This window comes from Streptococcaceae bacterium ESL0687 (assembly GCA_029392475.1).
GTDB lineage: Bacteria > Bacillota > Bacilli > Lactobacillales > Streptococcaceae > Floricoccus.
This window is the reverse complement of sequence record CP113940.1, coordinates 174,031-200,618: the sequence shown is the minus strand read 5'-3', so window position 1 is coordinate 200,618 and position 26,588 is coordinate 174,031. Positions and strand designations below refer to the sequence as shown.

At 36.5% G+C, this 26,588-nt stretch carries 25 protein-coding genes and 1 tRNA gene; 3 read left to right on the top strand and 23 right to left on the bottom strand.

Going from position 1 to position 26,588, the window contains the following annotated elements; translation table 11 throughout:
• Positions 1 to 3: 3 nt before the first annotated feature.
• The 3 genes from pflA to OZX60_01100 all read right to left on the bottom strand — a co-directional run bounded on the left by pflA (position 4) and on the right by OZX60_01100 (position 3,407).
• A complete protein-coding gene (gene pflA, locus OZX60_01110; protein WEV45377.1) occupies positions 4 to 795 on the bottom strand; it encodes a pyruvate formate-lyase-activating protein in 792 nt (263 codons plus the stop codon).
• A gap of 94 nt (positions 796 to 889) precedes the next feature.
• A complete protein-coding gene (locus tag OZX60_01105; GenBank protein ID WEV45376.1) occupies positions 890 to 2,239 on the bottom strand; it encodes a hemolysin family protein in 1,350 nt (449 codons plus the stop codon).
• A 67-nt stretch (positions 2,240 to 2,306) separates the two neighbouring features.
• The gene (locus OZX60_01100) at positions 2,307 to 3,407 is read right to left on the bottom strand and encodes an AI-2E family transporter (protein WEV45375.1); all 1,101 of its coding nucleotides are present in this window, start codon (positions 3,405 to 3,407) and stop codon (positions 2,307 to 2,309) included.
• Between the two features lie 76 nt (positions 3,408 to 3,483).
• Here OZX60_01100 and OZX60_01095 point away from each other — a divergent pair, with 76 nt between their 5' ends.
• A complete protein-coding gene (locus OZX60_01095) occupies positions 3,484 to 3,918 on the top strand; it encodes a GNAT family N-acetyltransferase (protein ID WEV45374.1) in 435 nt (144 codons plus the stop codon).
• A 19-nt stretch (positions 3,919 to 3,937) separates the two neighbouring features.
• On the opposite strand, the gene OZX60_01090 is transcribed toward OZX60_01095, so the two are convergent.
• The 11 genes from OZX60_01090 to OZX60_01040 form a co-directional block, all read right to left on the bottom strand.
• A complete protein-coding gene (locus OZX60_01090) occupies positions 3,938 to 4,486 on the bottom strand; it encodes a GNAT family N-acetyltransferase (GenBank protein WEV45373.1) in 549 nt (182 codons plus the stop codon).
• Positions 4,487 to 4,572: 86 nt separating this feature from the next.
• Positions 4,573 to 4,646 (bottom strand) — tRNA-Arg (locus tag OZX60_01085).
• A gap of 104 nt (positions 4,647 to 4,750) precedes the next feature.
• Positions 4,751 to 5,908, bottom strand: coding sequence for an LCP family protein (locus OZX60_01080; GenBank protein ID WEV45372.1), 1,158 nt, complete (start codon positions 5,906 to 5,908; stop codon positions 4,751 to 4,753).
• Positions 5,909 to 6,008: 100 nt separating this feature from the next.
• Entirely contained in the window at positions 6,009 to 6,455 is a 447-nt protein-coding gene (gene tsaE / locus OZX60_01075; GenBank protein ID WEV45371.1) for a tRNA (adenosine(37)-N6)-threonylcarbamoyltransferase complex ATPase subunit type 1 TsaE, read from the bottom strand.
• A gap of 75 nt (positions 6,456 to 6,530) precedes the next feature.
• The gene (gene typA, locus OZX60_01070; protein WEV45370.1) at positions 6,531 to 8,366 is read right to left on the bottom strand and encodes a translational GTPase TypA; all 1,836 of its coding nucleotides are present in this window, start codon (positions 8,364 to 8,366) and stop codon (positions 6,531 to 6,533) included.
• Positions 8,367 to 8,567: 201 nt separating this feature from the next.
• Positions 8,568 to 9,581 (bottom strand): NAD(P)/FAD-dependent oxidoreductase, encoded by a 1,014-nt coding sequence (locus OZX60_01065; protein ID WEV45369.1) that lies wholly within the window; start codon positions 9,579 to 9,581, stop codon positions 8,568 to 8,570.
• Positions 9,582 to 9,605: 24 nt separating this feature from the next.
• Positions 9,606 to 10,640 carry an ABC transporter substrate-binding protein gene (locus OZX60_01060; GenBank protein ID WEV45368.1) on the bottom strand — a complete coding sequence of 345 codons (1,035 nt, stop codon included), beginning with the start codon at positions 10,638 to 10,640 and terminating at the stop codon, positions 9,606 to 9,608.
• 74 nt (positions 10,641 to 10,714) lie between these two features.
• On the bottom strand, positions 10,715 to 11,476 hold the full coding sequence (locus tag OZX60_01055) for an ABC transporter ATP-binding protein (GenBank protein ID WEV45367.1): 762 nt from the start codon (positions 11,474 to 11,476) through the stop codon (positions 10,715 to 10,717).
• 3 nt (positions 11,477 to 11,479) lie between these two features.
• Positions 11,480 to 12,547 carry an iron ABC transporter permease gene (locus OZX60_01050; GenBank protein WEV45851.1) on the bottom strand — a complete coding sequence of 356 codons (1,068 nt, stop codon included), beginning with the start codon at positions 12,545 to 12,547 and terminating at the stop codon, positions 11,480 to 11,482.
• 218 nt (positions 12,548 to 12,765) lie between these two features.
• Entirely contained in the window at positions 12,766 to 15,435 is a 2,670-nt protein-coding gene (locus OZX60_01045) for a cation-translocating P-type ATPase (GenBank protein ID WEV45366.1), read from the bottom strand.
• A 249-nt stretch (positions 15,436 to 15,684) separates the two neighbouring features.
• Complete coding sequence (locus OZX60_01040) at positions 15,685 to 16,392, bottom strand: GntR family transcriptional regulator (GenBank protein ID WEV45365.1); 708 nt, start codon at positions 16,390 to 16,392, stop codon at positions 15,685 to 15,687.
• A 224-nt stretch (positions 16,393 to 16,616) separates the two neighbouring features.
• Between OZX60_01040 and OZX60_01035 the strand changes: the two genes are divergently transcribed.
• Positions 16,617 to 17,540: an LCP family protein gene (locus OZX60_01035; protein ID WEV45364.1), complete on the top strand. Its 924-nt coding sequence runs from the start codon at positions 16,617 to 16,619 to the stop codon at positions 17,538 to 17,540.
• A 24-nt stretch (positions 17,541 to 17,564) separates the two neighbouring features.
• On the opposite strand, the gene OZX60_01030 is transcribed toward OZX60_01035, so the two are convergent.
• Genes OZX60_01030 through OZX60_01000 form a run of 7 tightly spaced genes read right to left on the bottom strand, consistent with a single transcriptional unit; the run spans position 17,565 to position 23,236 of the window.
• Positions 17,565 to 18,089: a phosphodiester glycosidase family protein gene (locus OZX60_01030; protein WEV45363.1), complete on the bottom strand. Its 525-nt coding sequence runs from the start codon at positions 18,087 to 18,089 to the stop codon at positions 17,565 to 17,567.
• Positions 18,090 to 18,115: 26 nt separating this feature from the next.
• A complete protein-coding gene (locus OZX60_01025; GenBank protein ID WEV45362.1) occupies positions 18,116 to 18,496 on the bottom strand; it encodes a hypothetical protein in 381 nt (126 codons plus the stop codon).
• Between the two features lie 39 nt (positions 18,497 to 18,535).
• Positions 18,536 to 19,444, bottom strand: a complete 909-nt coding sequence (locus tag OZX60_01020; GenBank protein ID WEV45361.1) for a glycosyltransferase family 2 protein — start codon at positions 19,442 to 19,444, stop codon at positions 18,536 to 18,538.
• A 52-nt stretch (positions 19,445 to 19,496) separates the two neighbouring features.
• Entirely contained in the window at positions 19,497 to 20,390 is an 894-nt protein-coding gene (locus OZX60_01015) for a glycosyltransferase family 2 protein (GenBank protein WEV45360.1), read from the bottom strand.
• 13 nt (positions 20,391 to 20,403) lie between these two features.
• Positions 20,404 to 21,471: a glycosyltransferase family 4 protein gene (locus OZX60_01010; GenBank protein WEV45359.1), complete on the bottom strand. Its 1,068-nt coding sequence runs from the start codon at positions 21,469 to 21,471 to the stop codon at positions 20,404 to 20,406.
• 31 nt (positions 21,472 to 21,502) lie between these two features.
• Positions 21,503 to 22,357, bottom strand: a complete 855-nt coding sequence (locus tag OZX60_01005; protein WEV45358.1) for a glycosyltransferase — start codon at positions 22,355 to 22,357, stop codon at positions 21,503 to 21,505.
• Between the two features lie 51 nt (positions 22,358 to 22,408).
• On the bottom strand, positions 22,409 to 23,236 hold the full coding sequence (locus tag OZX60_01000) for a LicD family protein (GenBank protein WEV45357.1): 828 nt from the start codon (positions 23,234 to 23,236) through the stop codon (positions 22,409 to 22,411).
• Positions 23,237 to 23,500: 264 nt separating this feature from the next.
• Between OZX60_01000 and OZX60_00995 the strand changes: the two genes are divergently transcribed.
• Positions 23,501 to 23,974, top strand: coding sequence for an S-ribosylhomocysteine lyase (locus tag OZX60_00995; GenBank protein ID WEV45356.1), 474 nt, complete (start codon positions 23,501 to 23,503; stop codon positions 23,972 to 23,974).
• A gap of 904 nt (positions 23,975 to 24,878) precedes the next feature.
• Here OZX60_00995 and OZX60_00990 read toward each other — a convergent pair.
• On the bottom strand, positions 24,879 to 26,075 hold the full coding sequence (locus OZX60_00990) for a phosphoglycerate kinase (GenBank protein ID WEV45355.1): 1,197 nt from the start codon (positions 26,073 to 26,075) through the stop codon (positions 24,879 to 24,881).
• 93 nt (positions 26,076 to 26,168) lie between these two features.
• Complete coding sequence (locus OZX60_00985) at positions 26,169 to 26,525, bottom strand: zinc ribbon domain-containing protein YjdM (GenBank protein ID WEV45354.1); 357 nt, start codon at positions 26,523 to 26,525, stop codon at positions 26,169 to 26,171.
• Between the last annotated feature and the right edge of the window lie 63 nt (positions 26,526 to 26,588).

Genomic DNA, 26,588 nt, shown 5'->3' with positions numbered 1-26,588 from the left:
TGATTATTTACTTTGAACACGGGCCAAATAATCTGTATAAGATTCAGTCCTCATTATATCCTTAGCATGTTTCACTCGGTCGGCTGTTGGTGGTTTTACACCTGCCAAAGGATATTCCCAACCAAGCTCCTGCCACTTAATCTCTCCCATAGTGTGATAAGGCAAAATTTCAAACTTATCAACATTGTCTAAAGTTTCAACAAATTTTCCAAGTTCAACCAAATCTTCGTCAAAGTCTGATTCCCCCGGTACCAGTACATGACGAATCCAAGCAGGAACCCCGTAATCAGAAAGATATCTTGCAAAATCTAAAATATTATCGTTTTTATGACCAGTTAAAATTTTATGGCGCTCAGGATTTATTTCCTTTAAATCAAGGAGGACCAAATCAGTTACATCTAAAAGACCATCAAGAATCTGCAAAAATTCAGGCTTTCTCGAAAAGGGTTGGGCTGAGGTATCAAGGGTAGTATGAATGCCTAATTTTTTAGCCTCGGTAAAAAGAGCTGTTACAAATTCAGCCTGAAGCATAGCTTCTCCGCCACTTACAGTAATTCCACCGCGGCGACCCCAAAAGGACTTAAATTTCAAAGCTTCTTCTAAGACATCTGCCACTGTCCTCTCACGGGCCTTGGTATTTTGCATGGCCAAGGTGTCAGGATTATGACAATACTTGCAGCGCATTTTGCAGCCCTGCATAAAGATAATAAACCGCACACCAGGTCCATCGACACTTCCAAAACTTTCAGTCGAATGAACAAGCCCCTTGACCTCTAATAAGTCCCTATCCTTCATTTAAATACGTCTCCATCATAATTATTTATGCCTTAAGAATACCTGATTTTAAACACATTTACAAACATAGAATTTAATTGTGAAAAAAAAGAGGTTATTCCTCTTCTTTTTTATCTTCATTTTCTTCAGGTTCATGGAACTCTAGTTGTAAGATATCAACACGTGGGCCATCCATTTCAAGATTTGTTAGGGTAAATGATCTATCTCTTGAAAGTAAATCTAGATTTACATGCTCATCCTGACCAGGAATGGTTCCAATTTCTGTAATAAAGAACCCAGCAATGGTATCGACATCGTTATTTTCAAGTTCAACTTGGAATTCCTCGTTGAAATCACCTAGGGGCATTCTTCCCTTAACCTTATAAATGTTTTCAGATACCTTTTCAACCTCGGGAGTCTCTAAAGTATCATTTTCATCTTCGATTTCACCAACAATCTCCTCAAGAAGATCTTCTAAGGTAACGAGCCCTTCAACTCCACCATATTCATTTAGTAAGATGGCCATCTGATTTTGCGTCCTTTTAAGTTCTCTCATTAGGTCATCAACATAGATGGTTTCTGGAACAAATAATGGCTCCTGCATGATACTTGAAATATCAACCTTGTCAAACCCTTTTTTATAAGCTTCCTTTAAAAGTGTTTTGGTATGAAGGATTCCAACAATTTTATCCTTATCGTCATTATAGACTGGAAAACGTGAGTAGACCGAATCAATAATATACTGGATATTCTCAGCTGGAGAGTCTTCAATGTCAATCATTGAGGCCTCTGTTCTTGGCACCATCACCTCACGCGCCATAAGCTCATCAAGGGAGAATATACCTGCTAACATTTCACGTTCATCCGAATTAAGGGCAATGGCACTTGTATTCAGGAGATATTCAATCTCATCACGAGTCATGTTGTCGTCTGCATCATCAAACTTCATTGGTGTAATCTTACCAAGAAGGGTTGTTGAGCTAGCTAGTAACCAAACAAAAGGCTTCATTAAGACGCCAAGCATCTGAATTGGCCTTACCACCTTGATGGCTAAATTTTCCTTGAGGTTTTGTCCTACCCTTTTAGGATAAAGCTCTCCAAAAACAATTGAAAAATAAGTCAAAAGAGCTAGGGTAATAATCTGAGCAATAGCCTTTGCCCCAGAGATATTTCCCAAGTAAGGCGCAAGTTTTGTTGCCAAACCATCAGCCAGACTGGCCCCTGTTAAGATATTAATCAAAGTTATACCTACCTGAATTGTAGATAAGAAGTTACTCGGAAAATTGATGATACTTAAAAGATTTTTATACTTTTTATCACCTTCTGCTGCTCTTTGTTCAACTCTTGAGCGGTTTACACTAACTAAAGCCATTTCACTGGCTGCAAAAAAAGCATTTAAGATTGTTAGGACAATCAACAAAACTAACTGAATTATAAGTGACTGACCCTCGGGATCTGCGTTCATATTTCTTCTATTTCTCCTATATTTTTTTAAATTTTTTTAAAGGTAGTATGATTATACCATATTTTATTTATTTAGGGATATTCTGCTTATCTATTTTTCTATTCTCATAGCTGGTAAAAATAAATTTAACTATATCCTTAATCAATGAATAAGCAGGCACAGCAATAATCATACCTAGTAAACCATACAAATTACCAACCACTAGCATCAAAAGCATTATGGTAACCGGATGAATCTTCATGGCATTTCCTACCACCTTAGGATAGATAAAGTTTCCATCAATTTGCTGGACAACCATTACATAAATTGCCGCAATAAGAGCCTTCTTCCAGTCATCAACTGCAACCACTAAAATCATAGGGGTGAGACCAAGATATGGTCCCAAATAAGGAATTAAATTCATTACCGCTGAGAAAGTCGCCAGTAAGAAGGCATAAGGAATTCCCATGACCAAATAACCTGCAAAGACAGCCACAAAAATAATTGAACAATCAATAGCTGACCCCAGTATATACCGGGACATGGTATTATTCAGAGTCTCCAGTAAAGAAGTTATCTGGTATTTATCATTTTTAAGAACAGTTTTTTTGACAACCGGTAATAATTTCTTGCCATCCTTAAGCATGTAGTATAAAAGAATCGGAGCTAGAATTAAAATCATGCCAATCCTTGTAACTGTTGAAAACATTCCCCCAAGGCTAAAGCTAATCCCATTTAAAACATTTTTTAAAATCTCAGAATAAGAAAGGTTTAATTTGTCAAAGGCACCATTTAAATCAATATTTTTAAATTCATCCCTTAATGTTAAATCCTCAATCCATTTTTGGATGTCTGGAATGGCATTAGCCGTTGAATTTACAAGACCTCCAAGTTGATTGATAATGGTTGGTACAAAACTTACCACCATAAAGACAATTATTCCTATTAAAAGAAGAAAAACAATCATAATTCCTAGGGAACGTTTTATTTTAAACCTTGATTCTAAAAATTCAATCAAAGGATTAAAGGCATAGTATAAAAACCCTGCAATTAAAAAAGGAATAAAGACTGTTCCAAAAAGGCTAACTAGGGGATGGAAAAGGAAATCCATCTGGGTGAGAACAAGAGTAAGTAAGGCTAAAGCCAAAATTTCTATCGTCCAAAAAAATAACTTACTATTTTTAAACATAAATCTCCTCCATATATTTGCTGACAAAGCTTCTTTATATTATAATTTATTTAATAAATTTTTAGAAGGATTATATATGGAAATTAGACAAACAAGAGATACTCTTTCAGAAACATATTTAGATGCCTTAAGGATTCGTAATAAAGTTTTCGTTGAAGAACAAGGCGTGCCTTATTCAATGGAAGTAGACGAGGAAGAGCCTCTTTGCATTCACTTCGTTTTATATAATGATGACCAAGAGGCTGTAGCTACAGCCAGACTCCTTCCAAAAAACGAGAAAGAATTTGTCCTTCAAAGAATGGCTGTTTTAAAGGAATTTAGAGGGCAAGGTTTTGCTAAAACATTAGTTGAAGATCTTCTTGCCTTTTCTAAGGCTGAAAAATTTAAAAAAATAAACCTTCATGCCCAGCTAACAGCTAAAGGCTTCTATCAAACCTTTGGTTTTGAAGAATTTGGTCAAATTTTCGATGAAGCTGGTATTGATCACATAAACATGGCCATGGAAATATAAAAAGTTAATGGATTATCCATTAACTTTTTATTTGATTTAAATTTTTAAGCCAGGAAGTTTTATCCAGACGGCTAAAATCTAAATCCACACTTTCATTTAAAAACTGAGAAAAAATATCCTTAACCGTTTTTTCATAAACAAATCCCGTTTTTTCCTGAACCCTTCTTGAATTTAAATTATGGGCATAGGTTTGACACCATATGGTCTGGGCCAGATTATTAGTAAAAGCATATCTATTCAGCTCCTCAACTGCCTCAGGTATCAAACCCTGCCCCCAAAAGGGCCTACCCAGCCAGTAACCGAGTTCTAAATCGTCTGCACCCAAGTCCTCATTGACCTTAAGAGCAATAGCACCTATGACCTGAGACGGATCTTCTTTCAAGGTTAAGGCGTAACTTAAATCAGTCATTAGGATATTTTCCAAGCACCATTTACTATCAGCAAGACTTTCATGCCTTGGCCACCCGGCCCTGGGACCAATCTCTGGACTCTGTGCATACTTATATAGACCTTCTGCATCCTCAAGGGACCAGGGTCTAAGAAGCAGGCGTTCTGTCATTAATTTCATAAATAATCTCCTTTAGAAAAGGATAGCAAAACAGGTCTTATATAGCAAAAAAGAACCTATCCTAGGATAGGTTCTAATATAAAAAGCGTTTCAAGAGGGATTCGAACCCCCGACCGTTCGCTTAGAAGGCGAATGCTCTATCCAGCTGAGCTATTGAAACAAGTCACATGTCTATTATTAAAATAAGTTCTAGTTCATGTAAACGCTAATTATATTTTAACAAATTTTCACAACTTGTCAATTGATTTTTAAGATTTAAAGGAATCAATTTGAGCTTGAGCTTTCATATTCCTCAGAAGTAGAGCTTGCTACTGTTTCACTTGATTCAGTCCCATCTAAATTCAGGTAGTAAGAAACTGGGGTCTTACCCTTTTGACCAATGGTAAGCAGTGGACGTTCATAAAGACTAGGATAAGTTCCATAGTAAGATTCAAAGGTCACTATACCTGAATCAAGTTTACTTGCTGTTTCCTCGTCAAGAGTACGTTTAACCGCATTTTGGGCACTAAGCAGGTTATCTGCTGGCATCACCTGATAAGAAATATCATTAATCATCTCACCAACACCTTGAAGTTTGATGGTATTAATATTTTCAAGCGAATCCTTATACTTCAACAGATGAGAAACTGATCCTGCATCAATCTTAATATTTGTTTTGATATTACCACTTAAGGCCTTAAGAATCTTCTGGTAGTTAGAAATACTATCCATACTTAGAAGCTTTTTAATAACCTGACTGATAACTTCCCTCTGTCTGGTTTGACGTCCAATATCACCTTCTGGATCCTGGTGGCGCATCCTTGCATAAACTAAGGCCTGATCACCATTTATATGCTGAATACCTGGTTCAACTGTCGCCTTATAATCAGGCTCTGTCTCTTCAATTGAGATAGTTTCCCCAAGAGTATTGTTAACAGTAATTCCACCTACGGCATCAACCAAGGTCGAAAGACCCTCCATATTAATTAAGGCATAAGAATCGATGTCAATGTCTAAAAGCTTTTGAACATTAACGATACTCATCTTAGCTCCGTCAATGGCATAAGCATCATTTAGCTTATGAAGTTCATTGGTTGAATCTCCATTTGTGTCAACAAGATCAATCAGCATATCTCTTTCAAGGCTGATTAGAGTTGTCTCCTTAGTTTTAGGATTAATGGTTGCAACCATCATTGAATCACTTCGACCATCCCAAGGATCCTCACGACCCTCACCACCAGTATCAATACCCATTAAAAGAATGCTAAAAGGTTTTGAGGCATCAAATTGGATCCCATCACTATCAAGTCCCAAGTCATCATAAGTTGAAGACATAATGTCCTCAGCCTTGTGTACTACCGTGTAGGCATATACACCTGCGGCTATTAAAGTGACAGCCAGGCCAGCAAAAATTGCAGCTGCTATCTTCCTTCCATATTTCACTTTGAATCTCCCTATTTTTCTTATATCGCTGATTATCTCATTCTTTAAAGGCTTAATCAATACGATTTAAGTATTTGTAATATAAAAGTTAAGTAATTACCTAACTATCTGCACTGTCTGCTTCATCTACTAGAAATCGCTCATAGTTTTTACCATGGCTCACAAGTTTAAGATTTCTTGAATCATCTAATCTTTCAAAAACAATTTCTAGATATTCATCTGGCAGATCTTCTTCAAGTAGATTACCCCACTCAATAATACTTACACCATCTCCAAATAGGTAGGAGTCAAGGTCAATTGAATCTGGATCGTCACCAATCCTATAAACATCCATATGATAAAGAGGAAGTCTTCCCTCATACTCACGGACAATTGTATAAGTTGGACTTTTTATCATCTGTTTGATACCAAGTCCCCGGCCGAGGCCCTTAGTGAATGTTGTTTTGCCGGCACCCAAATCACCTGTTAAAACAATGATATCGCCAGCTTGTAATTTATGAGCTAGACCTTCTGCAAAGGCCAGCATTGCTTCTTCATTTAATTTCATAATTTTATTTTACCAAAAAAGCCTGAAAATTTCAGGCTTTTTCAAGTGCAACTGCACTTATCTAATCATAAGCTATTAGCTTTTTTTCTTTTTATTAGCTTTCTCACGCTCAGCCTTGTTAAGGATTTGCTTACGAAGGCGGATTGATTCAGGCGTAACTTCCATGTATTCGTCGTCGTTAAGGAATTCTAGTGATTCTTCAAGAGTAAGAATTCTTGGAGTTTTGATAACTGAAGTTTGGTCCTTGTTAGCAGAACGAACGTTTGTCATTTGTTTAGCCTTAGTGATATTTACTGTAAGGTCGTTGTCACGGCTGTTTTCACCGATGATCATTCCTTCGTAAACTTCAGTTCCTGGGTTAACAAAGATTGTTCCACGTTCTTCAACTGACATGATTGAGTAAGTTGTAGCCTTACCAGTGTCGATAGAAACAAGAGCTCCACGGTTACGTCCACCAATTTCACCTTGGATAAGTGGCATGTATTGGTCGAATGTGTGGTTCATGATTCCGTATCCACGAGTCATTGATAGGAAGTCTGTTGAGTATCCGATAAGTCCACGAGCTGGAACTAGGAAGATCAGACGGACTTGTCCGTTACCAACGTTTTGCATGTCAAGCATTTCACCCTTACGTTCAGAAAGGCTTTGGATGATGCTTCCTTGGTATTCTTCAGGAGTATCGATTTGAACACGTTCAAATGGTTCGCACTTGATTCCGTCGATTTCTTTTACGATAACCTCTGGACGAGATACTTGTAGTTCGTATCCTTCACGACGCATGTTTTCAATAAGGATTGAAAGGTGAAGTTCACCCCGTCCTGATACAGTCCAACGGTCAGGTGAGTCAGTTGGATCAACGCGAAGTGATACGTCTGTTTGAAGCTCTGCTTCAAGACGTTCTTCAACCTTACGAGAAGTTACGAATTTACCTTCGCGTCCAGCAAATGGTGAATTGTTAACTAGGAAGGTCATTTGAAGAGTTGGCTCGTCGATGTGAAGAACTGGAAGTGCTTCAACAGCGTCAGTTGGAGTTACAGTTTCCCCAACGAAGATGTCAGCCATACCTGAAACAGCAATAAGGTCACCGGCTTTAGCTTCTTGGATTTCACGGCGCTCAAGACCGAAGAAACCAAATAGTTTAGTAACACGGAAGTTTTGAGTAGTACCGTCAAGTTTAGAAAGGGTTACATTGTCACCAACCTTGATAGTTCCACGGAAGACACGTCCAATCCCGATACGACCTACGTAGTCGTTGTAGTCAAGTAGAGATACTTGGAATTGAAGAGGCTCATCAGAGTTATCAACTGGAGCTGGAATGTGCTCAACGATTGTATCGAAGATTGGAGCCATAGTTTCTTCCTGGTCAGCTACGTTGTCAGAAAGGCTTGAAGTTCCGTTAAGAGCTGCAGCATAGATAACAGGGAAATCAAGTTGGTCGTCGTCTGCACCAAGTTCGATGAAAAGTTCAAGAACTTCATCAACTACTTCAGCAGGACGTGCTGATGGCTTGTCGATCTTGTTAACTACAACGATTGGAGTTAATTTTTGATCTAGGGCCTTTTTAAGTACGAAACGTGTTTGAGGCATTGTTCCTTCGTAGGCATCGACTACAAGAACTACACCGTCAACCATTTTCATGATACGCTCAACTTCTCCACCGAAGTCCGCGTGTCCTGGTGTATCAAGGATGTTGATACGAGTTCCGTTGTAAGAAACGGCTGTATTTTTAGCAAGGATTGTAATCCCACGTTCTTTTTCAATGGCGTTTGAGTCCATGGCACGTTCTTGAAGGGTAAAGTGGTCATCAAGTGTGTCAGATTGTTTTAAAAGCTCATCAACCAGAGTAGTTTTCCCGTGGTCGACGTGGGCAATAATCGCAACGTTGCGGATATCTTCACGTAATTTTGTCAATTTATTTCTTCCTTATAATTTACTTAGACCTAAAAAAGGCTCTCGGGTACAAGTATAACAAAATTTTAAGGAAATGTAAAAGCATTCTGATTTTATATATTTAAAGTAAAAATAATCTATAAAATTTCCCTGTCTTTTTCCCCACCCTAAAATAGACGGACTTCCTGGAAAAGCAAAAAGGCACCCTAGGGTACCTTCTTTTTAAGAAAAATATTTAGAAATCAACTTTTGATTTTCAGTCTTAAAGACATCATTATGAGTTGAAACTGTAATTTGTGGTTTAGCCGTATGATCCAGATAGCGAGCTACCTTAGATGCAGCATTTGTAGCTTCCAGCATACAAGAGGCCAGCATGTAGTTTTTGTCAGGGTAATTACCTAAATCTCCTACGATAAATAGACCTTCAACACTTGTACTTGTGTCTGCTTGATTTTTTATAAAATCATGACCATGATGTTCAATAGTTTCTAAATCAAAATTCTCAAATTCAATTGTATTTACCTGGCGCTTCATTCCTAGATTAGCTAGAACGGCAGAGACTGGAAATTCTTGTCCATTAGACAGGGTAGCTGACTTAATCAAATCTCCCTCAGCTGAAAAATCTGCTATATCAGCATTCTTTACAATAGTAACATTATCAGCAAGGTCTTGATCTTGTGGAAAATCCTCTTTTTTTGTAACTAAAATTACTGATTGAGCGATTTGCTGAAGGAGGACTGCATAACTGGCTAGGTAATCAGGCTCCCCGTATAAAAGAACCATCTTATCCTTATAAGCTCTAAAATCAATCACCTCTTCTACAGGATAATGAAGATTTTTATAATCAGTTGAAACTGCTAATTTTTTAGCCTGGATAATTCCTAAAGACGAGGCCAAAATAACTGTCTTTGCCTTATAGGTCCGGTCGTCCTGACTGCTTAGGATAAATCCATCTGCTTCTTTTCTAATCTTCTTTATCTGTTGGTTGTAGCTAATATCTGGTGAAAACTGCTCAGCTGCTGCCATTAAATTACTAGCAATATCGCCAGCTAATTTCCCCTGTGATCCACCTAAGTCCCAAACAAGTTTATCCTGGTAAACTGAGATTCGACCTCCAAGGCAAGCCCTTGCTTCAAGCATTTTAACCTTTATATTGCGCATACCACAGGCAAAACTACTATAAAGTCCTGATGGTCCCCCACCAACAATTACAACATCATAATCTACTTCTGTCATCTTATTTTCCACCTACTTGTTTGATTATTTAGCTAGTTCAGGGTATAAAACTTTAGCAAACTCTTCAAAACCTGCAAGAGATTGGTAGCTGTAACCAAATAGGTAGTTGTAGTTTAGAATATAAACTTTTTTATTCTTGATAGCTTTTAGGCTTGATACCTTGTCACTAGTGTAAAGACCTGCGACCATTTTTTCAGCATTATCTGTATCATCCCACTTAGGAATAATGATAATATCTGGATTAGCTTCAATAATTTTCTCGATACTTACAGTACCTGTTGGCACATCATAAGCCTCTTTTAGCTTAAGCATGTCAAATAGGCTGCTGGCAAAAGTATCGCCACTTAATGAGTATCCGTTGATTTCTGATGGATCATTAGAGTGGATGTAAGCAAAAGTTTGTGTTTCTTTAACATCTTTAACAGTCTCTTTTAGAGCATCTTCACGGTCTTGAATTTCTTTTTTGAATTTATCTGCTGCAGATTCTACATCAAAAATTTTACCAAGATTGTCGATATCGTTATAGATTGAATCAAATGTTCCACCCTTAATAGATGTTTCCATGATGTAGGTAGGAATCTTCATTTCATTTAATGACTCAACTGTCCCTACTCCCCACTCAGATTTTTCAAATAATCCTCCGCGACCAAAAACAAAATCTGGATCAACTGATAGGGCTGTTTCTTGAGAAATATAGCTGTTTCCAAGATTTTTAAGCTTATCAAACGAAGCTTCAACACTCTCATCTTTTTCACCGAAAACGGCACCCACACCTGCGATTGATTTCTCAAGACCTAGGTGGAGTAAAAGTTCAGCCATTGGACGAGTATTTGCTACTACTTTTGTAGGGGCATGGGTGAAAGTTTGAGTACTTTCAGGCCAGCTTGGATCTGATGAATCACTCCCTACCTTCTTGCTATAGTTTTTAATAGTTAAGGGATAAGTTGTTTTATCTGAATCACTAGACTGTGATGTTGAGCTTTCTGAACTTTTCTGTCCACATGCTGTTAAAGTCAAAACTGACAATCCTAAAACTGCTGCTGCTAATAATTTTTTCATATTCTTTTCCTATATCTTTCATCTACATGTACATAGTAGATATACTTTTCTTTTTATTTTTCGATTTTCATTATTTATATTGAATAATGAAAACCTAATTTATGGGTGATTGGATTCTCATATATTTGGCACTTAACCTGATATATCTCAGCAATTAATTCCTCTGTTAAGACTTCCTCAGGCCTACCTTGGGCAATAACCTCACCCTTTTTCATGGCATATATGTAATCGCAATAAGAAGCCGTAAGTTCCAGGTCATGAAGGGCGACAAAGGTCGTAATATCAAGATTTTTTACCGCTGTTAAGATCTCTAGCTGGTACCTAATATCCAAATGATTAGTAGGTTCATCTAAAATCATCACCTGGGGCTCCTGAGCTATTGTTCTTGCAAGAATTACCCTTTGCTTCTCCCCACCAGATAGCGACAGATAACTCCTGTCCTTATAATTCATCAGATTAGTTCTTAAAAGTGCTTCTTGAACCCTCTGATGGTCATAGATATTATCTGCTTCCATCATTTTTTTATGAGGTGTTCGGCCCAGTAAAACCATCTGTTCAACAGTCAAATCAAAATTTAATTCATTAAACTGCCCGACTACACCTAGATGTTTGGCTACCTCTTTATTAGGGGAATTTAAAACATCAATGTCGTCAATATAAATGGCTCCTTGCTTGGGGGCAATACTTCTGTAAATGCTTCTTAATAATGTTGATTTACCAGATCCATTAGCCCCGATGAGACCAACTGTTTTCTTATCCGGTACTTCTAGAGAAACATTACGGACAATTGATTCCTGTCCAATTTCTACATCAAGTTTTTGAATAGATAATTTCATTTTTTACCCCCCAAAACTGTAACCTTTTTTAACGATAATATAGATAAATAATGGTGCACCAATCATCGCTGTAATAATTCCTATCGGAAGTTCAACTCCTTTAATTAGGATTCGAGAGATTAAATCAGCCCAAACCATAAAGAGCGCTCCGCAAACAGCTGTCATTGATAATATTATCTTGTGGTCACTTCCAAATAGGCCGCGGACAATATGCGGTACAATCAAACCAACAAAGCCAATCATACCTGAGTTTGCAACGATAAGCCCAGTCACAAGAGAGGTTAAAACCATGTATATTCTACGGTATTTTCCAAGGGACACACCCAGGGTTATCGCTGCCTCATCACCCAAGAGCATAACATTTAATATTCTTGATTGAGTGAGGAAGAAGGTAAAAACAAGTAGTACAGGAATGATTACCATACCAAGCTTAGACCAGGTCGCTGAAGCAAGACTTCCCATGAGCCAAAATTGAATGGTCTTAATCCCCTCTGAATTACCAGCCATGTAAACGATTAAATTTGAAATCGAACCAAAAAGACTACTAATTACTGATCCTGATAAGATAAGCTTGACACTAGTCATCCTACCACCAATATTTGATAGTAGTAAAACAGACAAGGTAGCAATCATAGCACCAACAAAGGCACCAAAACCAAGACCAAATTGAGATAAAATCGATCCAGAGCCAAAACCGATCAAAATAGCGAAAGTCGCACCCAGAGATGATCCAGATGAAATCCCTAAAATATAGGGATCAGCCAGGGGATTTTGAACAACGGCCTGCATAACTGCCCCGCAGAGGGCTAGACCCAAGCCTACAAAAATCGCCAGTAAAATCCTTGGCATCCTGATAAACCAAATGATATTAACAGATGAGGCCGGTAAATCTGTTAGATCACCAATCGCCCCCTGGCTCATCTTATTGACTAAAATACGACCAACATCCCAAAATGAAATATCAGCTTGACCATTACTGACCGAAATTATAACTGATACAGCTATTAGCACAAGAAATAATCCTGCCCATATAATTACCGGTATCTTTCGCTTCTTATTAGCGATAATCATTCCCCCCTTACAGATTAAATATTCAAGTTGCTTTTGATTACAAATCCCAAGGGATAAAATTACTTGCATCTAATCTCTATCTTTAACTTTTGTTATTTGGATAACTATTTTAGTATAAGTTACTTTTCAATAAATGTAAATATATTTTTACATTTTAGGTAAAATATTTTTGTCACCTTATATACAAAAAAACCTTCAGTAATTGAAGGTTTTTTGTATTATTTATCGTCAAGACCCATGGCTCTTTGAACAAACTTAACAATTTCAACGATTACAACCATTGATAAGCTACCAATAGCCACAACCAACCACTGGTAACCATCTAAGTGGCTAACGTGGAAGATATCATTAAATCCTGGAATAACAATTGTTGCTGCTAGAAGGATGAATGATACAAGAATTGACCAGTTGAAAGTTTTTGACTTGAAAGGTCCAACTGTAAAGATTGATTGGTAAACTGACTTAACATTAAAGGCATGTACTAGTTGGATAAGACCAAGAGTTGCAAAGGCCATAGTTAAGGCATCAGCATGGATGGCTACGTCATCTCCTACATGGACTGGGTGACTGATTCCAAACCAGTAAACACCTAGAGTTAGGGCAGCCTGTAAAAGACCTTGGTAGATAATTGATGACATCACCCCATTAGAGAAGAGACTTGATTTACGCCCTCTTGGTTTATGATTCATAATACCAGGCTCAGTTGGCTCAACACCTAAGGCAATGGCTGGGAAGGTATCAGTTACTAAGTTAATCCAGAGCAAGTGAACTGGTTGTAAAACATCCCATCCTAGAAGAGTAGCTAAAAAGATAGCTAAAACTTCCGCTGTATTGGCTGAAAGAAGGTACTGAACAGTCTTTTGAATATTAGAGAAGACCTTACGTCCTTCTTCAACAGCTACAATAATTGTCGCAAAGTTATCATCGGCAAGGACCATATCAGATGCTCCCTTAGAAACCTCAGTTCCTGTAATTCCCATACCAATACCGATATCAGCAGTCTTAAGGGCTGGTGCATCATTTACTCCGTCCCCTGTCATGGCTACAACCTTACCTTCATTCTGCCAAGCTTTCACAATTCTTACCTTATGTTCAGGCGATACCCTAGCATAAACAGAATACTGTCCAACAACCTTTTGGAAGTCCTCATCACTTAAATCATTTAGTTCAGCTCCAGTTAACACATGATCTTCTGTGTCCCCTGCATCAATAATTCCTAAACGTTTAGCAATAGCTTCTGCCGTATCTTGGTGGTCACCTGTAATCATAATTGGACGAATTCCAGCTTGTTTAGCAACCTTAACCGCCTCTGCAGCTTCCTTACGCTCTGGGTCAATCATTCCTACAAGTCCAGCAAAGATTAGATCTTTTTCAACTATATCTGACTCAAGTTCAGGAATTTGATCAACTTCCTTATAAGCCATCATAAGGACACGAAGGGCCTGTTTAGCAAGTTTAGTATTTAAATCTAAAATATTTTTCCTATCGGCATCTGTTAACGTAGTTACTTGACCGTTTTCAAGCTTTCTAGTAATACGTTTTAGAAGTTGGTCAGGTGCTCCCTTAACTGCTACTAAATATTTACCATCAGCTTCCTTATGAATGGTTGTCATTAGTTTACGATCACTATCAAAAGGAATTTCTGCTACACGTTTTTCGACTTTTAAAATTTCTCGAACGTCATAGTTATTATCCAAACCATATTGGATAAGGGCTGTTTCAGTTGGATCCCCAAGTAGCTTACCGTCTTGACTAATTTTAGTATCGTTGGCAAAGTTCATAACCTTTAAGGTCATATCATCGGCTGTGATTTCATCTGCAGCATCTCTCAACTGTCCATTGGTATAAACTTTTTCAACAGTCATTTGATTAAGGGTTAGGGTACCAGTTTTATCACTGGCAATAATCTCAGTTGAACCCAAAGTTTCAACTGCTGGAAGTTTACGAACAATGGCATTCTTCTTAGTAAGAACCTGAGTTCCAAGAGCTAAAACAATAGTTACAATAGCTGGAAGTCCTTCTGGAATTGCAGCAACCGCAAGCGCAACAGACGTCATAAGCTCATCAAGAGGTGCATGTCCTTGGATAAAGACTCCCACACAGAAGGTAACAGCTGCAATCACAAGAATAGCATAAGTCAAAACCTTAGACAGGCGGTTTAGATTTTCCTTAAGAGGTGTCTCAGTTTCGTCAGCATTTTCAAGCATGCTGGCAATACGTCCAACCTCAGTATACATCCCAGTTGCAACAACTACACCGACCCCGCGACCATAGGTCACATTAGCATTTTGGTAGGCCATATTAACACGGTCACCAATTCCTGCATCATTACCTAAAAGAATGTCCTCATCCTTATCAACTGGTACTGACTCTCCAGTTAGTGCTGCTTCTTCAATCTTCATGCTGGCTGTATCAAGCAAGCGAATATCAGCTGGAACTACATCCCCTGCTTCAAGAAGAACAATATCCCCTGGAACCAGTAAGTTTGACTCAATGTCTTCAACATGACCATTACGACGAACACGCGCATTAGGCGTACTCATTGATTTCAAGGCGTCAATTGCAGCTTCAGCCTTGTTTTCTTGGAAGACACCAAAGGCTGCATTGATGATTACAACAGCCATGATAATAATCGCATCAGTAATATCCTCCCCACCACTTGTTACCACTGACAAGATGGCTGCAATAATCAAAACGATTATCATCAAATCTTTAAACTGATTTAAAAATTTTGTTAAAAGAGATTCTTTTTTCCCGGTATCAAGCTCATTTTTTCCGTAAAGCTCAAGGCGGCGGTTAACCTCCTCCGTGCTTAAACCTTTAGTTGATGAGTCCAACTCCTTTAGGACTTCATCCCCTGTTTGTGTAAAAAACTTTTTCTCTGACATAATTTTCCTTTCTTTCACAGGTAAGTATCACAGGTAAGTAAAAAAATAGAGACCTGTGGCTCAGCCACAAGTCTCACTTTTTAAGGTAATACCGGATTACTCGAATTGTCGATATTACCACGTCTGCACGTTAGTTACTCCCTTGTTATAAATAAGTCTATCAAAACTCCCTACTTCAGTCAAATGATAAACATGCTTGTAAATGTTTTTATATGTTCTAAAAATTATATAATAGCTAAATTAATAAATTTAAATTCTCTTTACTTCCTTGTCATCTATAGCACTTGCTATAAAATCTGAACTCAGTTTAAGATAGTCATCAATCAAAGATTCAAGTCCTTTTTCATCACCATCAAGCATTAGAGCATAAATTTTTTGATGATTTCTGATAACATCCAAAGTTCTTTCCTTGCATTTGGTTGTAATTTCATAAAAATACAACTGGTAGACCTCTAAGGTCTCAAGAATATTTTGAATCCTAAAAATTCTTGCCTTCTCAAAAATAAAATTATTAAAATCCCTAAAATTACTTCTGATTCCTGCAAAATCGTCTAGGTCATATAGATCTTCAGCTTCAAGGACAAGCCTATAAAGTTCTGAAAAATCTTTTTCAGACATTTTTTTACTAGCCTCAATGGCTGCAAGTGTTTCAAATGATCTTCTAATTGTGAAAATCTCATGAACATCTTTTCTGGTTATTCCAAGAACGACAGCTCCATTTTTGTTCCCAAGCCCGTAGGCTATTAACTTCTCAGACTCCAACTGCTTTAAAGCCTGTCTGATTGGAGTTCGTGATATATTAGAGTGGACGGAAATTTGTTTTTCATTTATCCTAGTTCCTGCTGGAATTTTCCCCGTAATTATCATCTTATAAAAGGCATCATAAACGATTTCATGCAATGACTTATCCAGCTTTAAATCTAGATAAGATAAGAATAGTTCAGTCACTTGATTCATTTTTCATCCTCAGTATTAAAATATAGGCCAGATTATCCCAATGTTCACATTATAAACTAAAATTTTAAAAAATAAAACACTTGTAGAACATTATCTACACGCATTCAATAATATTTCTTTTAATTAACCTTTGTTTATAAATACAGAAAAAGTTTAAAAATATACATAATATTCATTTAATTTGTGATAAAATTAAGAGAATTTAATTTTTAGATGGAGATATTATGTTTAACAAACGAAATCACTACTCTGATAGAAGACGCAGCAGAAGATACCCTAAAAGACACACTGGTTTAAAAGTATTCTTTAGCCTACTTTTGATTATCCTTATCTTCCTTGGGTCAGCTTCTTTTATCATCTATAGGAATGTCGATGCTGTTTTCGCAAACTCTTATAAGACTTTCCCTCAAACAACCGATATCAACTTTAAGGATTCTGAGGCCTTTACAACCCTAATTATTGAAAGTGGACGAAATAATTCTACCAATATTGCCTATGCTGCTGTTTTGGCTTCAACAAATGCCAAAAGCAAGCAAACAACCTTTATGAATTTTCCGGTCTTTGCCCTTATGCCCAACCAAAAGACAATAACCGAAGCTTATAATACTGGTGGCGATGAGGGAGTCATTCAAATGGTCTCTGATCTCATCAAAGTTCCAATTAACAAGGTCGTTCAAATTGATGTAAACAATATGGGTACTGTTGTTCAGGCAACTGGTGGAATTACCATGGAAAATCCTAAGGCCTTCAATGCTAACGGCTATAAATTCCAACAAGGTACTGTGACCCTACAGACTGCAGACCAAGTTCAAGCTTACCTAACACAGGTTGATGATGCAGACTTTGATTCATCAGTTAAGAGAATTCAAAATGTTTCAATGGAGCTATATGGTAACATTCAAAAAATTGCTAGCAGTAAAAAATTACAAAATATTAACTACTACCGCAATATTTTAGATGCCCTTTCAAGCATTACTAAATCAGATATTAGCTTAAAAGATGCCAAAGAAATTGCCCTTAACTACAACAAGGGACTAATTAATACAAGTAAATTAAATCTACATACAGTAACTGAAAATGATACTAAAATTGTAACCCAAGAGGAACTTGATTCAGTTAAAAATATGTTTGTCCAATCAATGAAATAAAAAAGAACCCTAGGGTTCTTTTTCTTATCTCATAACGATGTAATCTGGAACAGCTCTATTATCTTGACTGGCAACAATTACCTGTCCATTAACTGATATCTGACTTGATCCGCCTCCATCAAGAAGCAGCATATTTTCTAACCCCAGATTAGATACAGCATTCATGATATTTGAATATCCAGCATTAGTATCACTTAAGATAGCATATAAATTGTTCTTTTTATCATTGGCAATAAACATGTGAATTTTCCAGTCCACAGATCCATCACTTGGCTGAATCACCCCGTCGCGGATAATGGCTGATCCAAAATCATAGGACTGCTGGCCACCATTTGCAATAATTTCACTTGCTGGTGTTCTTGAGTCATAGATTTTACATGATCCGTCCTTATTAATTACAAAGGCATATTGCAGGCTGTCACCTGATTTCCAGTCCCTGATTAATTCCCCGTTGTTAATTTGGAAACCTGCAATTACCCCTGTTTCCATATTAAAACCTGAAGCATTCATAATCAATGAGTTTGGATACTTGGCCATAACCTCATCCATCGACATCCTTTGATCACTTAAATTAGTCACAGTCTTAAATTAGTCACAGTCTTAAGCACTTCAGGATTATTGATTCGGTAGATTGTAATATTATTTACCGACAAATCAGTAAATTTATCTAGTTTCTCGCTTGATGGAACCTTTACCCAACCAGCTTCACCAGTATCTTCTGCTAACTCCATACTTCCTGTAGCAGCTGGGGTTTTCTCCTCAGGCACATACCCATTTTCTTCTGAAGTTTTAGCAGGTTGATTGCTACTAAGGCTAGTTGTAGCCTCTTCCTTTTGAGGTAGGAAAAGGTCTCTTAAGGCATAAACTCCACCGCCAACAAGCAATAAAACTATTAAAAGTGGAACAACAAAGACCCAAAGACTATTCTTTTTTCTTCTTCTACTATATCTTTCCAAGTCAATCTCCAAAATTTATTTTTATTTCCCTAGGAATAATTAAGGACGATATTTCTCGCTTATTCCCATATTTCCTCTTATGGCATCAACAGTACTAGTAAATACAACCTTAGCTGAATCCTTATCACCACGTCTTAATTTACCAAAAATAATCTTTGAATAGTTTTTTAGGTTAACTAAAGAAAAGACCATCTTGTTCTCTGCATGAGCCCAACCTGTTACTAGACTATTCCTATAACCATAGTAGTTTTTCCAGTTTAATTTAGTTGGTCCAGCAGAAGCAGGTGCAGGTTTAGCAGTTTTATGGTTAATAAAGGCTAAAGGATTATACAAAATTTTTGCTTCTTTTCTAATTCTTAGGCTGTATTCTGTATCATCCATCCAAATGAAAAAGTCTTCTCTTGGTAAGCCAATCTTTTCAACAACATCCCTATTTACAACTAGACCACAGAAACTTGCTAAATCAATATCTGCCTTGGTTTCAGGGGCCACTGGCTCAGAAAGAAGGATATTGGGATTAGTGACATTTCTTCTTTGCTCCATTTGAACTTCCCCGTCTGGGAATTGAACCTTACCACAAAGACCGCCGTATTCACTATACTCGTCCTCATTTGAGAAGAGATTTTCAAAATAATTTAAGTCGTAGATGGCATCATCATCTGATAGTGATAGCCAGTCAAATTCTAAATTATCAAGGGCATACTTAACTCCAGCGCTAAATCCACCAGCTCCCCCGATGTTTTCATCTAATTTTTTATAGATTACATTTCCACCAAGTAGGTTATTTTTTTCTAATTCTTCAAAGGTTCCATCAGTCGAATTATTATCGATAATAATGATATTTGACGGCTTTAGTGTTTGATTTTTCATTGCTTCAACTGCTTCAATAAGTAGGTCCTTCCTGTTGAAAGTTACTATGATTGAAGCTATTTTTGGATCATTTTTCATTTATTCCCCTTAATAATTATTTATAAAAACTTAAATTGCTCATCTTAAACTTCTATTTTTTAATACTCTTCTTTAATCTTCCCACGATTTTAACCAAATAATTACTCTTATCTACTAAATATAAGGGAAGAATTAATGATTTTGAATAGTAATTACGGCATAAATAAGCCCTAGAATCATAAGATATTTTTAAGGCCCTAAAATCACCTTTTAGGTCCTTGGAACTGTGCCTATGGTTATGTAGGTAAAATTCATCTAATAGAATTAATTCCTTGTAACCCAACCTTTTAGCTTTAATTCCCAGAATATTTTCCTCATTGTATAGGAAGGTTCCCTCATCCAAGTAGTCAATTTCCTTTAAGAAATCTGATTTAGCTATAAAATAGCAGCCTGCAACACAATCAACCTCAGCTATTGTTCCATCTACAATATTAAAGGACTGAGCAATCCTGCTGTAAGGCATTCTAATCGAATGATTTAGGACAAGCTCCTTAGCCGTAGGAATTCTCCAACCTGCCTCACTGGCATTAAAATGTTTGGAATTGTTAATTGGCGAAGCCCCTGCTATCACATACTTATCATCAATATTTAAAGCTTCAATTGTTTTATAGATAAGGTTTGCATCTGGAATAATAACGTCCGGGTTTAATATTCCAACATATTTGGAATTAAATTCCTTCAAGGCAAATTTTATTCCGATATTATTACCTGCACTGTAGCCCTTATTTTCATCAGCAAATAGCAGGCTAACATTTTTAACATCTTTAAATTTATTCCTTAAAATTTCCTGGGAATTATTGGGTGAAGCATTATCAACAACAATAATATTAAAGTTTTCAGAAAAACTTAGTAGTTGCTCAACACATTTAATGGTGTCATCAAATGAATTATAATTCAAAACAACTAAAGATAATTCGTCAAAATATTTTGGTTTTTCTAAAGGCACTCTTACTCCACTCCTAATCTTCTAAAACTTTCATCAAATTATTGTAACTATTTGCCAGGGTCAGGTTTTTTATGCTTTCAACGGCATTATTTGCAAGCTTCTGCCTCAAATCTTGGTCTTTGAGAATCCTCACGATACTTTCAGCCATACCTGCTGCATCCCCTACCTCATTAACAAGAGCCGTTTGCTCATTAAGGGCAAAATCATCTGAACCACCATTTTTAGTAGTTACAAGAGCAGCCCCACAAGCCATAGCTTCCGTAGCCACAAGACCCCATCCTTCAAGAACAGAGGGGAACAAGTAGATAGAAGACTCATTATAGACCTCATCTCTCAGCTGATCACCTGATCTTTTTCCTAAATATTTAATAAAAGCTGGTAAATTTTCAGGCTGATCAAAAACACCAAAGAGCTGGGCTTCAAACTTAGGATAGCGTTTGTAGGCTAACTCTAGGGCCTCTATTCCTGTAGCCGTTCCCTTGTAGGGATTGGTATGGTAAATCATTGAAACGATTGGTTTTCTATCTTCAATAGGTTTGGTTAAGTAAAATTTTGATTCGTCAGTATAGTTCTTAACTAAATAAACCTCTGAGCTATATTTTTCAACCTCTCTTTTAAGCCATGAACTTACCACAATCTTCTTCATTGGAAGCTTCCAGGCTTCCCTGATAATTTCTTCCTTATAGTAGACCTTTTCATCATGTTGGATAAGATAGAAATAATTTTTTAAATTATCCACCCTATCAGCAATGCTTAAAACAATATCAAATCGGAAGCAGATAACCCTCTCATAATCCTTGAGCTCCCTTGGTTTAAAGTGAAAGGAACTTGATATCTTAATTTTTTCATCAACAGGATACCAACTTATCTTTTTTTGATCCCCTTTGGTTTTAGCATAATCATAAAAATGCTTTAAAATTTTAAGGTTATTCTTTGGTCTGATTTTATAGTCTGAATCTCCAACAAATAAAATTTCAACCTCATGGCCATGCCTTGACATCTCATTGGCATAATCATACATTACCTTCATTCCACCAGATGGCTTATCTGTATTTCTTGGAATAACAAACTTTATCTTCATCTTCAATTTCTCTCTTATAAGCCTTTACAGCTTAGATTTCATCTTTTTCTAAAAGACTTAGGTAGTAGGTACATGATTTTACTAGATTCTCATTTTGGAATTTATTTCTCTTAAAGAAATCACTGTGTGATTTTTTAGTAGAGCTACTTTTATCATGAATAACCTTTAACTCTGGTGAATAATATGATTTTAAGCCAGCTTTTTCCATCTCATAAAATAAAATCTGCATTTCCATGTAGAAGAAGGTATTTTCATCAAAGGCATAGTCACGCCATTCAAAAAATTGCTTAGAAAAGACAACAAAGGCTCCGTGAAGTTGAATTCCCTCTTGTGCTTCCTTCCAAAAATCCCCATCATTATAAGACTTGTTGTTTCTTACAAAATTAGCAAGTCGGTTTCTCACCAGGGCGTAATAAGGATGGTCAATCTTAGACTGGGCTGTTTTAATACGCTTCTTAACAGCCTCTTTTGAAACCCAGTCCCCTTTCTTAGGATTTTGGTGTTGATTTGTTCCACCAACATTAATATCAGGCCCGTAGGCTGCAAAGTTTTCTCTGGCATAGATTTCTTCAATGGCTTGATCAAAATTATTAGATTCCAGGTGAGAATCTGGATTCATGATTGCTATAAAATCAGGATTTTCTGCCAGTGCCCTTCTGAAACCAACATTCATTCCCCTTGCAAAACCTGCATTCTCTTGGTTTAAGATGACCTCAATTTTATCATCACTAGCATACTTGTCTTTGAGCCTTTGACCTGATTTATCAGGACTATCATTATCAACAATTACAATCTTGTAATCATTTGCTACCTTTTCTCTTATGCTAGCTACTGCTAAATCAATTTCATCTTCTGAATTAAAATTTAATGTTACAAAGGAAATCATTACTTTTTCTCTACCTGCCTTTTTCTTTTACACGTCTACTTTTTATATTTCTTAATGGGTTCTATCTTCTTGGTGAGACTTTTTATAATCTGGCTCTTCTGTAGCATAATTTTGTCCGTAAAGCTTCTTCAAATAAAAATCAAAATCATCTGGAACAAGCATCTCAGTATCTTCAAATTGAAGCATTTTACCTTTGCCCCATACTTCTGAGTCAAACAATTCCTTAAAGGAAAGTGAACCTGTAACAGTCCCCTTAACCGGTGAGTCCGCATAGTCTATTGATGTATAAAGATCATCTAATTTATCATAGATTTGATTCTGTGTTTCACGTGAATTTAATCTAAGAGCTTTTAAGGCCTTAACAACCTTATAAACCATTGGACTTTTCGTCTTCACAGTATCCTTATTTTCTAAGGTAAAGGTTGAAGCAATGGCCCTTAAGTATAAAACTCTAAATTGATAGAATTTTAAGGCCAATTTATTTTGTGGTCCTGAATCAAGTGGAAGGCAGTCAATTAAACAAAGTCCCAAATGATTATTCTTTGGAATTCCAAGCTCCACCCTAACTTCCTCTTTTAAGAAGACACGCGGGAAATAACAAAAAGAATTAAAGTCATCTGAATATGCGGCTACCCAAAACTTGTCAGATAGACCTTCTTGCATAAGCTCAATTGCTTCCTTATAGTATGGCCTTGGAATTGCTATATCGACATCATCATCCCAGGGCACAAATCCCTGATACTTGACCGCTCCCATAACTGATCCACCCCGTAAAAAAAAAGGATAACCTTTACTATCCATTATTGCCTTAATTTCCTTCAAAGCTTCAAGTTCTAGCAGTTGTAATTGCTTAATTTTCTTATCTTCACTAAAAGTCATTTCCCACCCTACCAATATTTAAAATTAAATTATAAGTAATATAATATGCTATACTACACCTAATAAATTTGAACGTAACTAATAACAATTGTACCCAATTTTTATTATGAACACAAGGTTTGTTAAAAAAGTTTATTAAAATTTTCATTAACTCTGGTAGTCCTACATAACTTGTTTTTTATATAAATAAAAATTATAAACATATTAAGTAATTAAAACTGGTATAATAGATTTATATTATAATTAACTTTAAAGGAGAAAACTATGGCTGAAGTAGAAAGCTTCCAACTTGACCACACTAAAGTGCTAGCACCTTACGTCCGACTTATTGCAAGCGAAGAAGGTCCTCGTGGTGATGTTATTACAAATTTTGATGTTCGCTTGGTTCAACCTAATGTTCAAGAAATTCCAACAGGAGGACTCCACACAATTGAACACCTCCTTGCAAGTCTTATCCGCGATAGAATTGATGGAATGATTGACTGCAGTCCCTTTGGCTGTCGAACTGGTTTTCATATGATTATGTGGGGCGAGCCAACTAGTGAAGAAATCGCACGAGTTATTAAATCATCTCTTGAAGAAATTGCAGATGGTATTACTTGGGAAGACGTCCCTGGGACCACTATTGAATCTTGTGGTAACTACCGTGATCATTCACTGTGGTCAGCCAAAGAATGGGCCCGCGATATCCTATCAAAAGGAATTTCATCAGATGCCTTTGAAAGAAAAGTAATTTAAAAGCAGAAAAAATCGCTAGTGGGATGCTAGCGATTCTCGGGAGTTTATTTATGAAAAAAGTTTTTATACAGTTATAAAGCTGTTGTTTTAGGAGTGACTTTAGTATAAGTCCGTAAGCTTAAGCAAAGCTAAAGATAAACTTAGATTAAATTAAAATAATATACCTTTAAATTCTTTCAAAAAATAAACAACTAGCTTCTAATAAAACAGGAAAAATCGCTAGATTAATTAAACTTAAAATAATATACCTTTAAATTCTTTCAAAAAATAAACAACTAGCTTCTAATAAAACAGGAAAAATCGCTAGTGGGATGCTAGCGACTTTCGGGAGTTTATTTATGAAAAAAGTTTTTATACAGTTTTAAAGCTGTTGTTTTAGGAGTGACTTTAGTATAAGTCCCTAAGCTTAAGCAAAGCTAAAGATAAACTTAGATTAAACTTAAAATAATATACCTTTAAATCCCTTCAAAAACCAAACAACTAGCTTCTAATAAAACAGGAAAAATCGCTAGTGGGATGCTAGCGACTTTCGGGAGTTTATTTATGAAAAAAGTTTTTATACAGTTTTAAAGCTGTTGTTTTAGGAGTGACTTTAGTATAAATCCATAAGCTTAAGCAAAGCTAAAGATAAACTTAGATTAAACTTAAAATAATATATCTTTAAATCCCTTCAAAAACCAAACAACTAGCTTCTAATAAAAGATAAATGAAAACAGGAAAAATCGCTAGAGGGCTTCTAGCGATTTTCGGGAGTTTATTTATGAAAAAAGTTTTTATACAGTTTTTAAAGCTGTTGTTTTAGGAGTGGCTTTAGTATAAATCCATAAGCTTAAGCAAAGCTAAAGATAAACTTAGGTTAAACTTAAAAAAAGAATCTTGATTAAATCAAGATTCTTTTTATTAATTATTTATCTGTAAGGGCGTCAAGTCCTGGAAGAACTTTACCTTCAAGAAGTTCCATAGAAGCTCCACCACCAGTAGAGATCCATGAGAATCTGTCAGCGTATCCTAGGTTGATTGCAGCTGCTGCTGAATCTCCACCACCAATGATTGATTTACAATCTGGTTGTGAAACGATAGCGTCCATAACTCCGATAGTACCAGCTTGGAAGTCAGGGTTTTCAAATACACCCATAGGTCCGTTCCATACTACAGTTTTAGCGCCTTCGATTTCTTTACCGAATTGAGAGATAGCTTTAGGACCGATATCAAGACCCATGAATCCAGCATCGATTGCTTTACCTTCAGTATCTTTGATTTCAGTGTAGTCAGCAAATCCGTTAGCTTCTTTAGAATCGTCTGGAAGGATTAGTTTTCCGTTAGATTTTTCTAGAAGTTCGCGAGCAAGGTCAAGTTTGTCTTCTTCAACTAGAGAGTTTCCGATTTCAATTCCTTGAGCTTTGAAGAATGTGTAAGTCATACCTCCACCGATAAGGACTTTATCAGCTTTTTTAAGAAGGTTTTCGATAACACCAATCTTGTCAGATACTTTAGATCCACCAAGGATTGCAACGAATGGACGAACTGGGTTGTCAACAGCGTTTTGGATGTACTCGATTTCGTTTTCAAGTAAGAATCCTGCTACTGCTTTATCAACGTTTTTAGAGATACCAACGTTTGAAGCGTGGGCACGGTGAGCAGTACCGAATGCATCGTTAACGAAGATTCCGTCTCCAAGGTTAGCCCAGTATTTAGCAAGTTCTGGATCGTTTCCAGATTCTTTTTTACCGTCGATGTCTTCAAAACGAGTGTTTTCAACAAGAAGAACTTGTCCGTCTTTAAGATCGTTAACAGCTTTTTCAAGTTCAGCTCCACGAGTTTCAGGAACGAAAACAACTTCTTGACCAAGTTTTTCAGATAAAGCTTTTGCTACTGGAGCAAGAGATTTTCCTGCTTTATCTTCTTCAGTTTTAACACGTCCAAGGTGAGAGAAGAGGATAGCACGTCCACCGTGATCAACGATGTATTTGATTGTTGGTAGTGCTGCAGTGATACGGTTATCGTTAGTGATAACTCCGTCTTTTAGGGGAACGTTAAAGTCAACACGGACAAGAACTTTCTTACCTTTAAGATCTACATCTTTAACAGTTAATTTAGCCATTTTTTCTCCTTTTAAAATCAAATGATTTAGCTACTTATATACATTGATTATTATAGCACATACTCATCTTTTGTTAAGTAGTAAATGTGTTTTTTACTTAGATAATTTTACAACTGAACCTTTAAGTCCGATTGATCCAAATCCATCAATCTTAGAATCGATGTTGTGACCATTTTTACCAAACTCATTGATACGGATGTTTTTAACTTTTGTACCCTTTTTGATTGGTTTTGGCATACCCTTAACTGGAAGGTCTTTAATGATTACTACAGTGTCTCCTGTGTTAAGTTCATTACCTTCGCTATCTAAAACAACAAACTTATCTTCAGTTTCTGTAGCAGCTAAATCATCAGCTGTAAACTCAAGTCCACAATCAGGACATCCGTAAGTTGTATCAGATAATTCATAAGTATATTCGCATGAGCATGATGGGCATTTAGGTGTTTCCATTTTTTCTCCTTTAAATTAAATTTAAAAAAGGGAAGCTATTAAGCCTCCCTTATTTTTATCGTT

What these genes read in the sequence shown, in the direction of transcription:
- OZX60_01055 (WEV45367.1), bottom strand. Translation starts at nt 11,476, where the DNA reads ATGAAATTATCTATTCAAAAACTTGATGTAGAAATTGGACAGGAATCA.
- OZX60_01030 (WEV45363.1), bottom strand. Translation starts at nt 18,089, where the DNA reads ATGGATGAGGTTATGGCCAAGTATCCAAACTCATTGATTATGAATGCT.
- OZX60_01035 (WEV45364.1), top strand. Translation starts at nt 16,617, where the DNA reads ATGTTTAACAAACGAAATCACTACTCTGATAGAAGACGCAGCAGAAGA.
- pflA (WEV45377.1), bottom strand. Translation starts at nt 795, where the DNA reads ATGAAGGATAGGGACTTATTAGAGGTCAAGGGGCTTGTTCATTCGACT.
- OZX60_00985 (WEV45354.1), bottom strand. Translation starts at nt 26,525, where the DNA reads ATGGAAACACCTAAATGCCCATCATGCTCATGCGAATATACTTATGAA.
- OZX60_01100 (WEV45375.1), bottom strand. Translation starts at nt 3,407, where the DNA reads ATGTTTAAAAATAGTAAGTTATTTTTTTGGACGATAGAAATTTTGGCT.
- OZX60_01105 (WEV45376.1), bottom strand. Translation starts at nt 2,239, where the DNA reads ATGAACGCAGATCCCGAGGGTCAGTCACTTATAATTCAGTTAGTTTTG.
- OZX60_01020 (WEV45361.1), bottom strand. Translation starts at nt 19,444, where the DNA reads ATGAAAAATGATCCAAAAATAGCTTCAATCATAGTAACTTTCAACAGG.
- OZX60_01000 (WEV45357.1), bottom strand. Translation starts at nt 23,236, where the DNA reads ATGACTTTTAGTGAAGATAAGAAAATTAAGCAATTACAACTGCTAGAA.
- OZX60_00990 (WEV45355.1), bottom strand. Translation starts at nt 26,075, where the DNA reads ATGGCTAAATTAACTGTTAAAGATGTAGATCTTAAAGGTAAGAAAGTT.
- OZX60_01060 (WEV45368.1), bottom strand. Translation starts at nt 10,640, where the DNA reads ATGAAAAAATTATTAGCAGCAGCAGTTTTAGGATTGTCAGTTTTGACT.
- OZX60_01050 (WEV45851.1), bottom strand. Translation starts at nt 12,547, where the DNA reads ATGATTATCGCTAATAAGAAGCGAAAGATACCGGTAATTATATGGGCA.
- OZX60_01090 (WEV45373.1), bottom strand. Translation starts at nt 4,486, where the DNA reads ATGAAATTAATGACAGAACGCCTGCTTCTTAGACCCTGGTCCCTTGAG.
- OZX60_00995 (WEV45356.1), top strand. Translation starts at nt 23,501, where the DNA reads ATGGCTGAAGTAGAAAGCTTCCAACTTGACCACACTAAAGTGCTAGCA.
- OZX60_01040 (WEV45365.1), bottom strand. Translation starts at nt 16,392, where the DNA reads ATGAATCAAGTGACTGAACTATTCTTATCTTATCTAGATTTAAAGCTG.
- OZX60_01045 (WEV45366.1), bottom strand. Translation starts at nt 15,435, where the DNA reads ATGTCAGAGAAAAAGTTTTTTACACAAACAGGGGATGAAGTCCTAAAG.
- OZX60_01010 (WEV45359.1), bottom strand. Translation starts at nt 21,471, where the DNA reads ATGAAGATAAAGTTTGTTATTCCAAGAAATACAGATAAGCCATCTGGT.
- OZX60_01005 (WEV45358.1), bottom strand. Translation starts at nt 22,357, where the DNA reads ATGATTTCCTTTGTAACATTAAATTTTAATTCAGAAGATGAAATTGAT.
- tsaE (WEV45371.1), bottom strand. Translation starts at nt 6,455, where the DNA reads ATGAAATTAAATGAAGAAGCAATGCTGGCCTTTGCAGAAGGTCTAGCT.
- OZX60_01065 (WEV45369.1), bottom strand. Translation starts at nt 9,581, where the DNA reads ATGACAGAAGTAGATTATGATGTTGTAATTGTTGGTGGGGGACCATCA.
- OZX60_01095 (WEV45374.1), top strand. Translation starts at nt 3,484, where the DNA reads ATGGAAATTAGACAAACAAGAGATACTCTTTCAGAAACATATTTAGAT.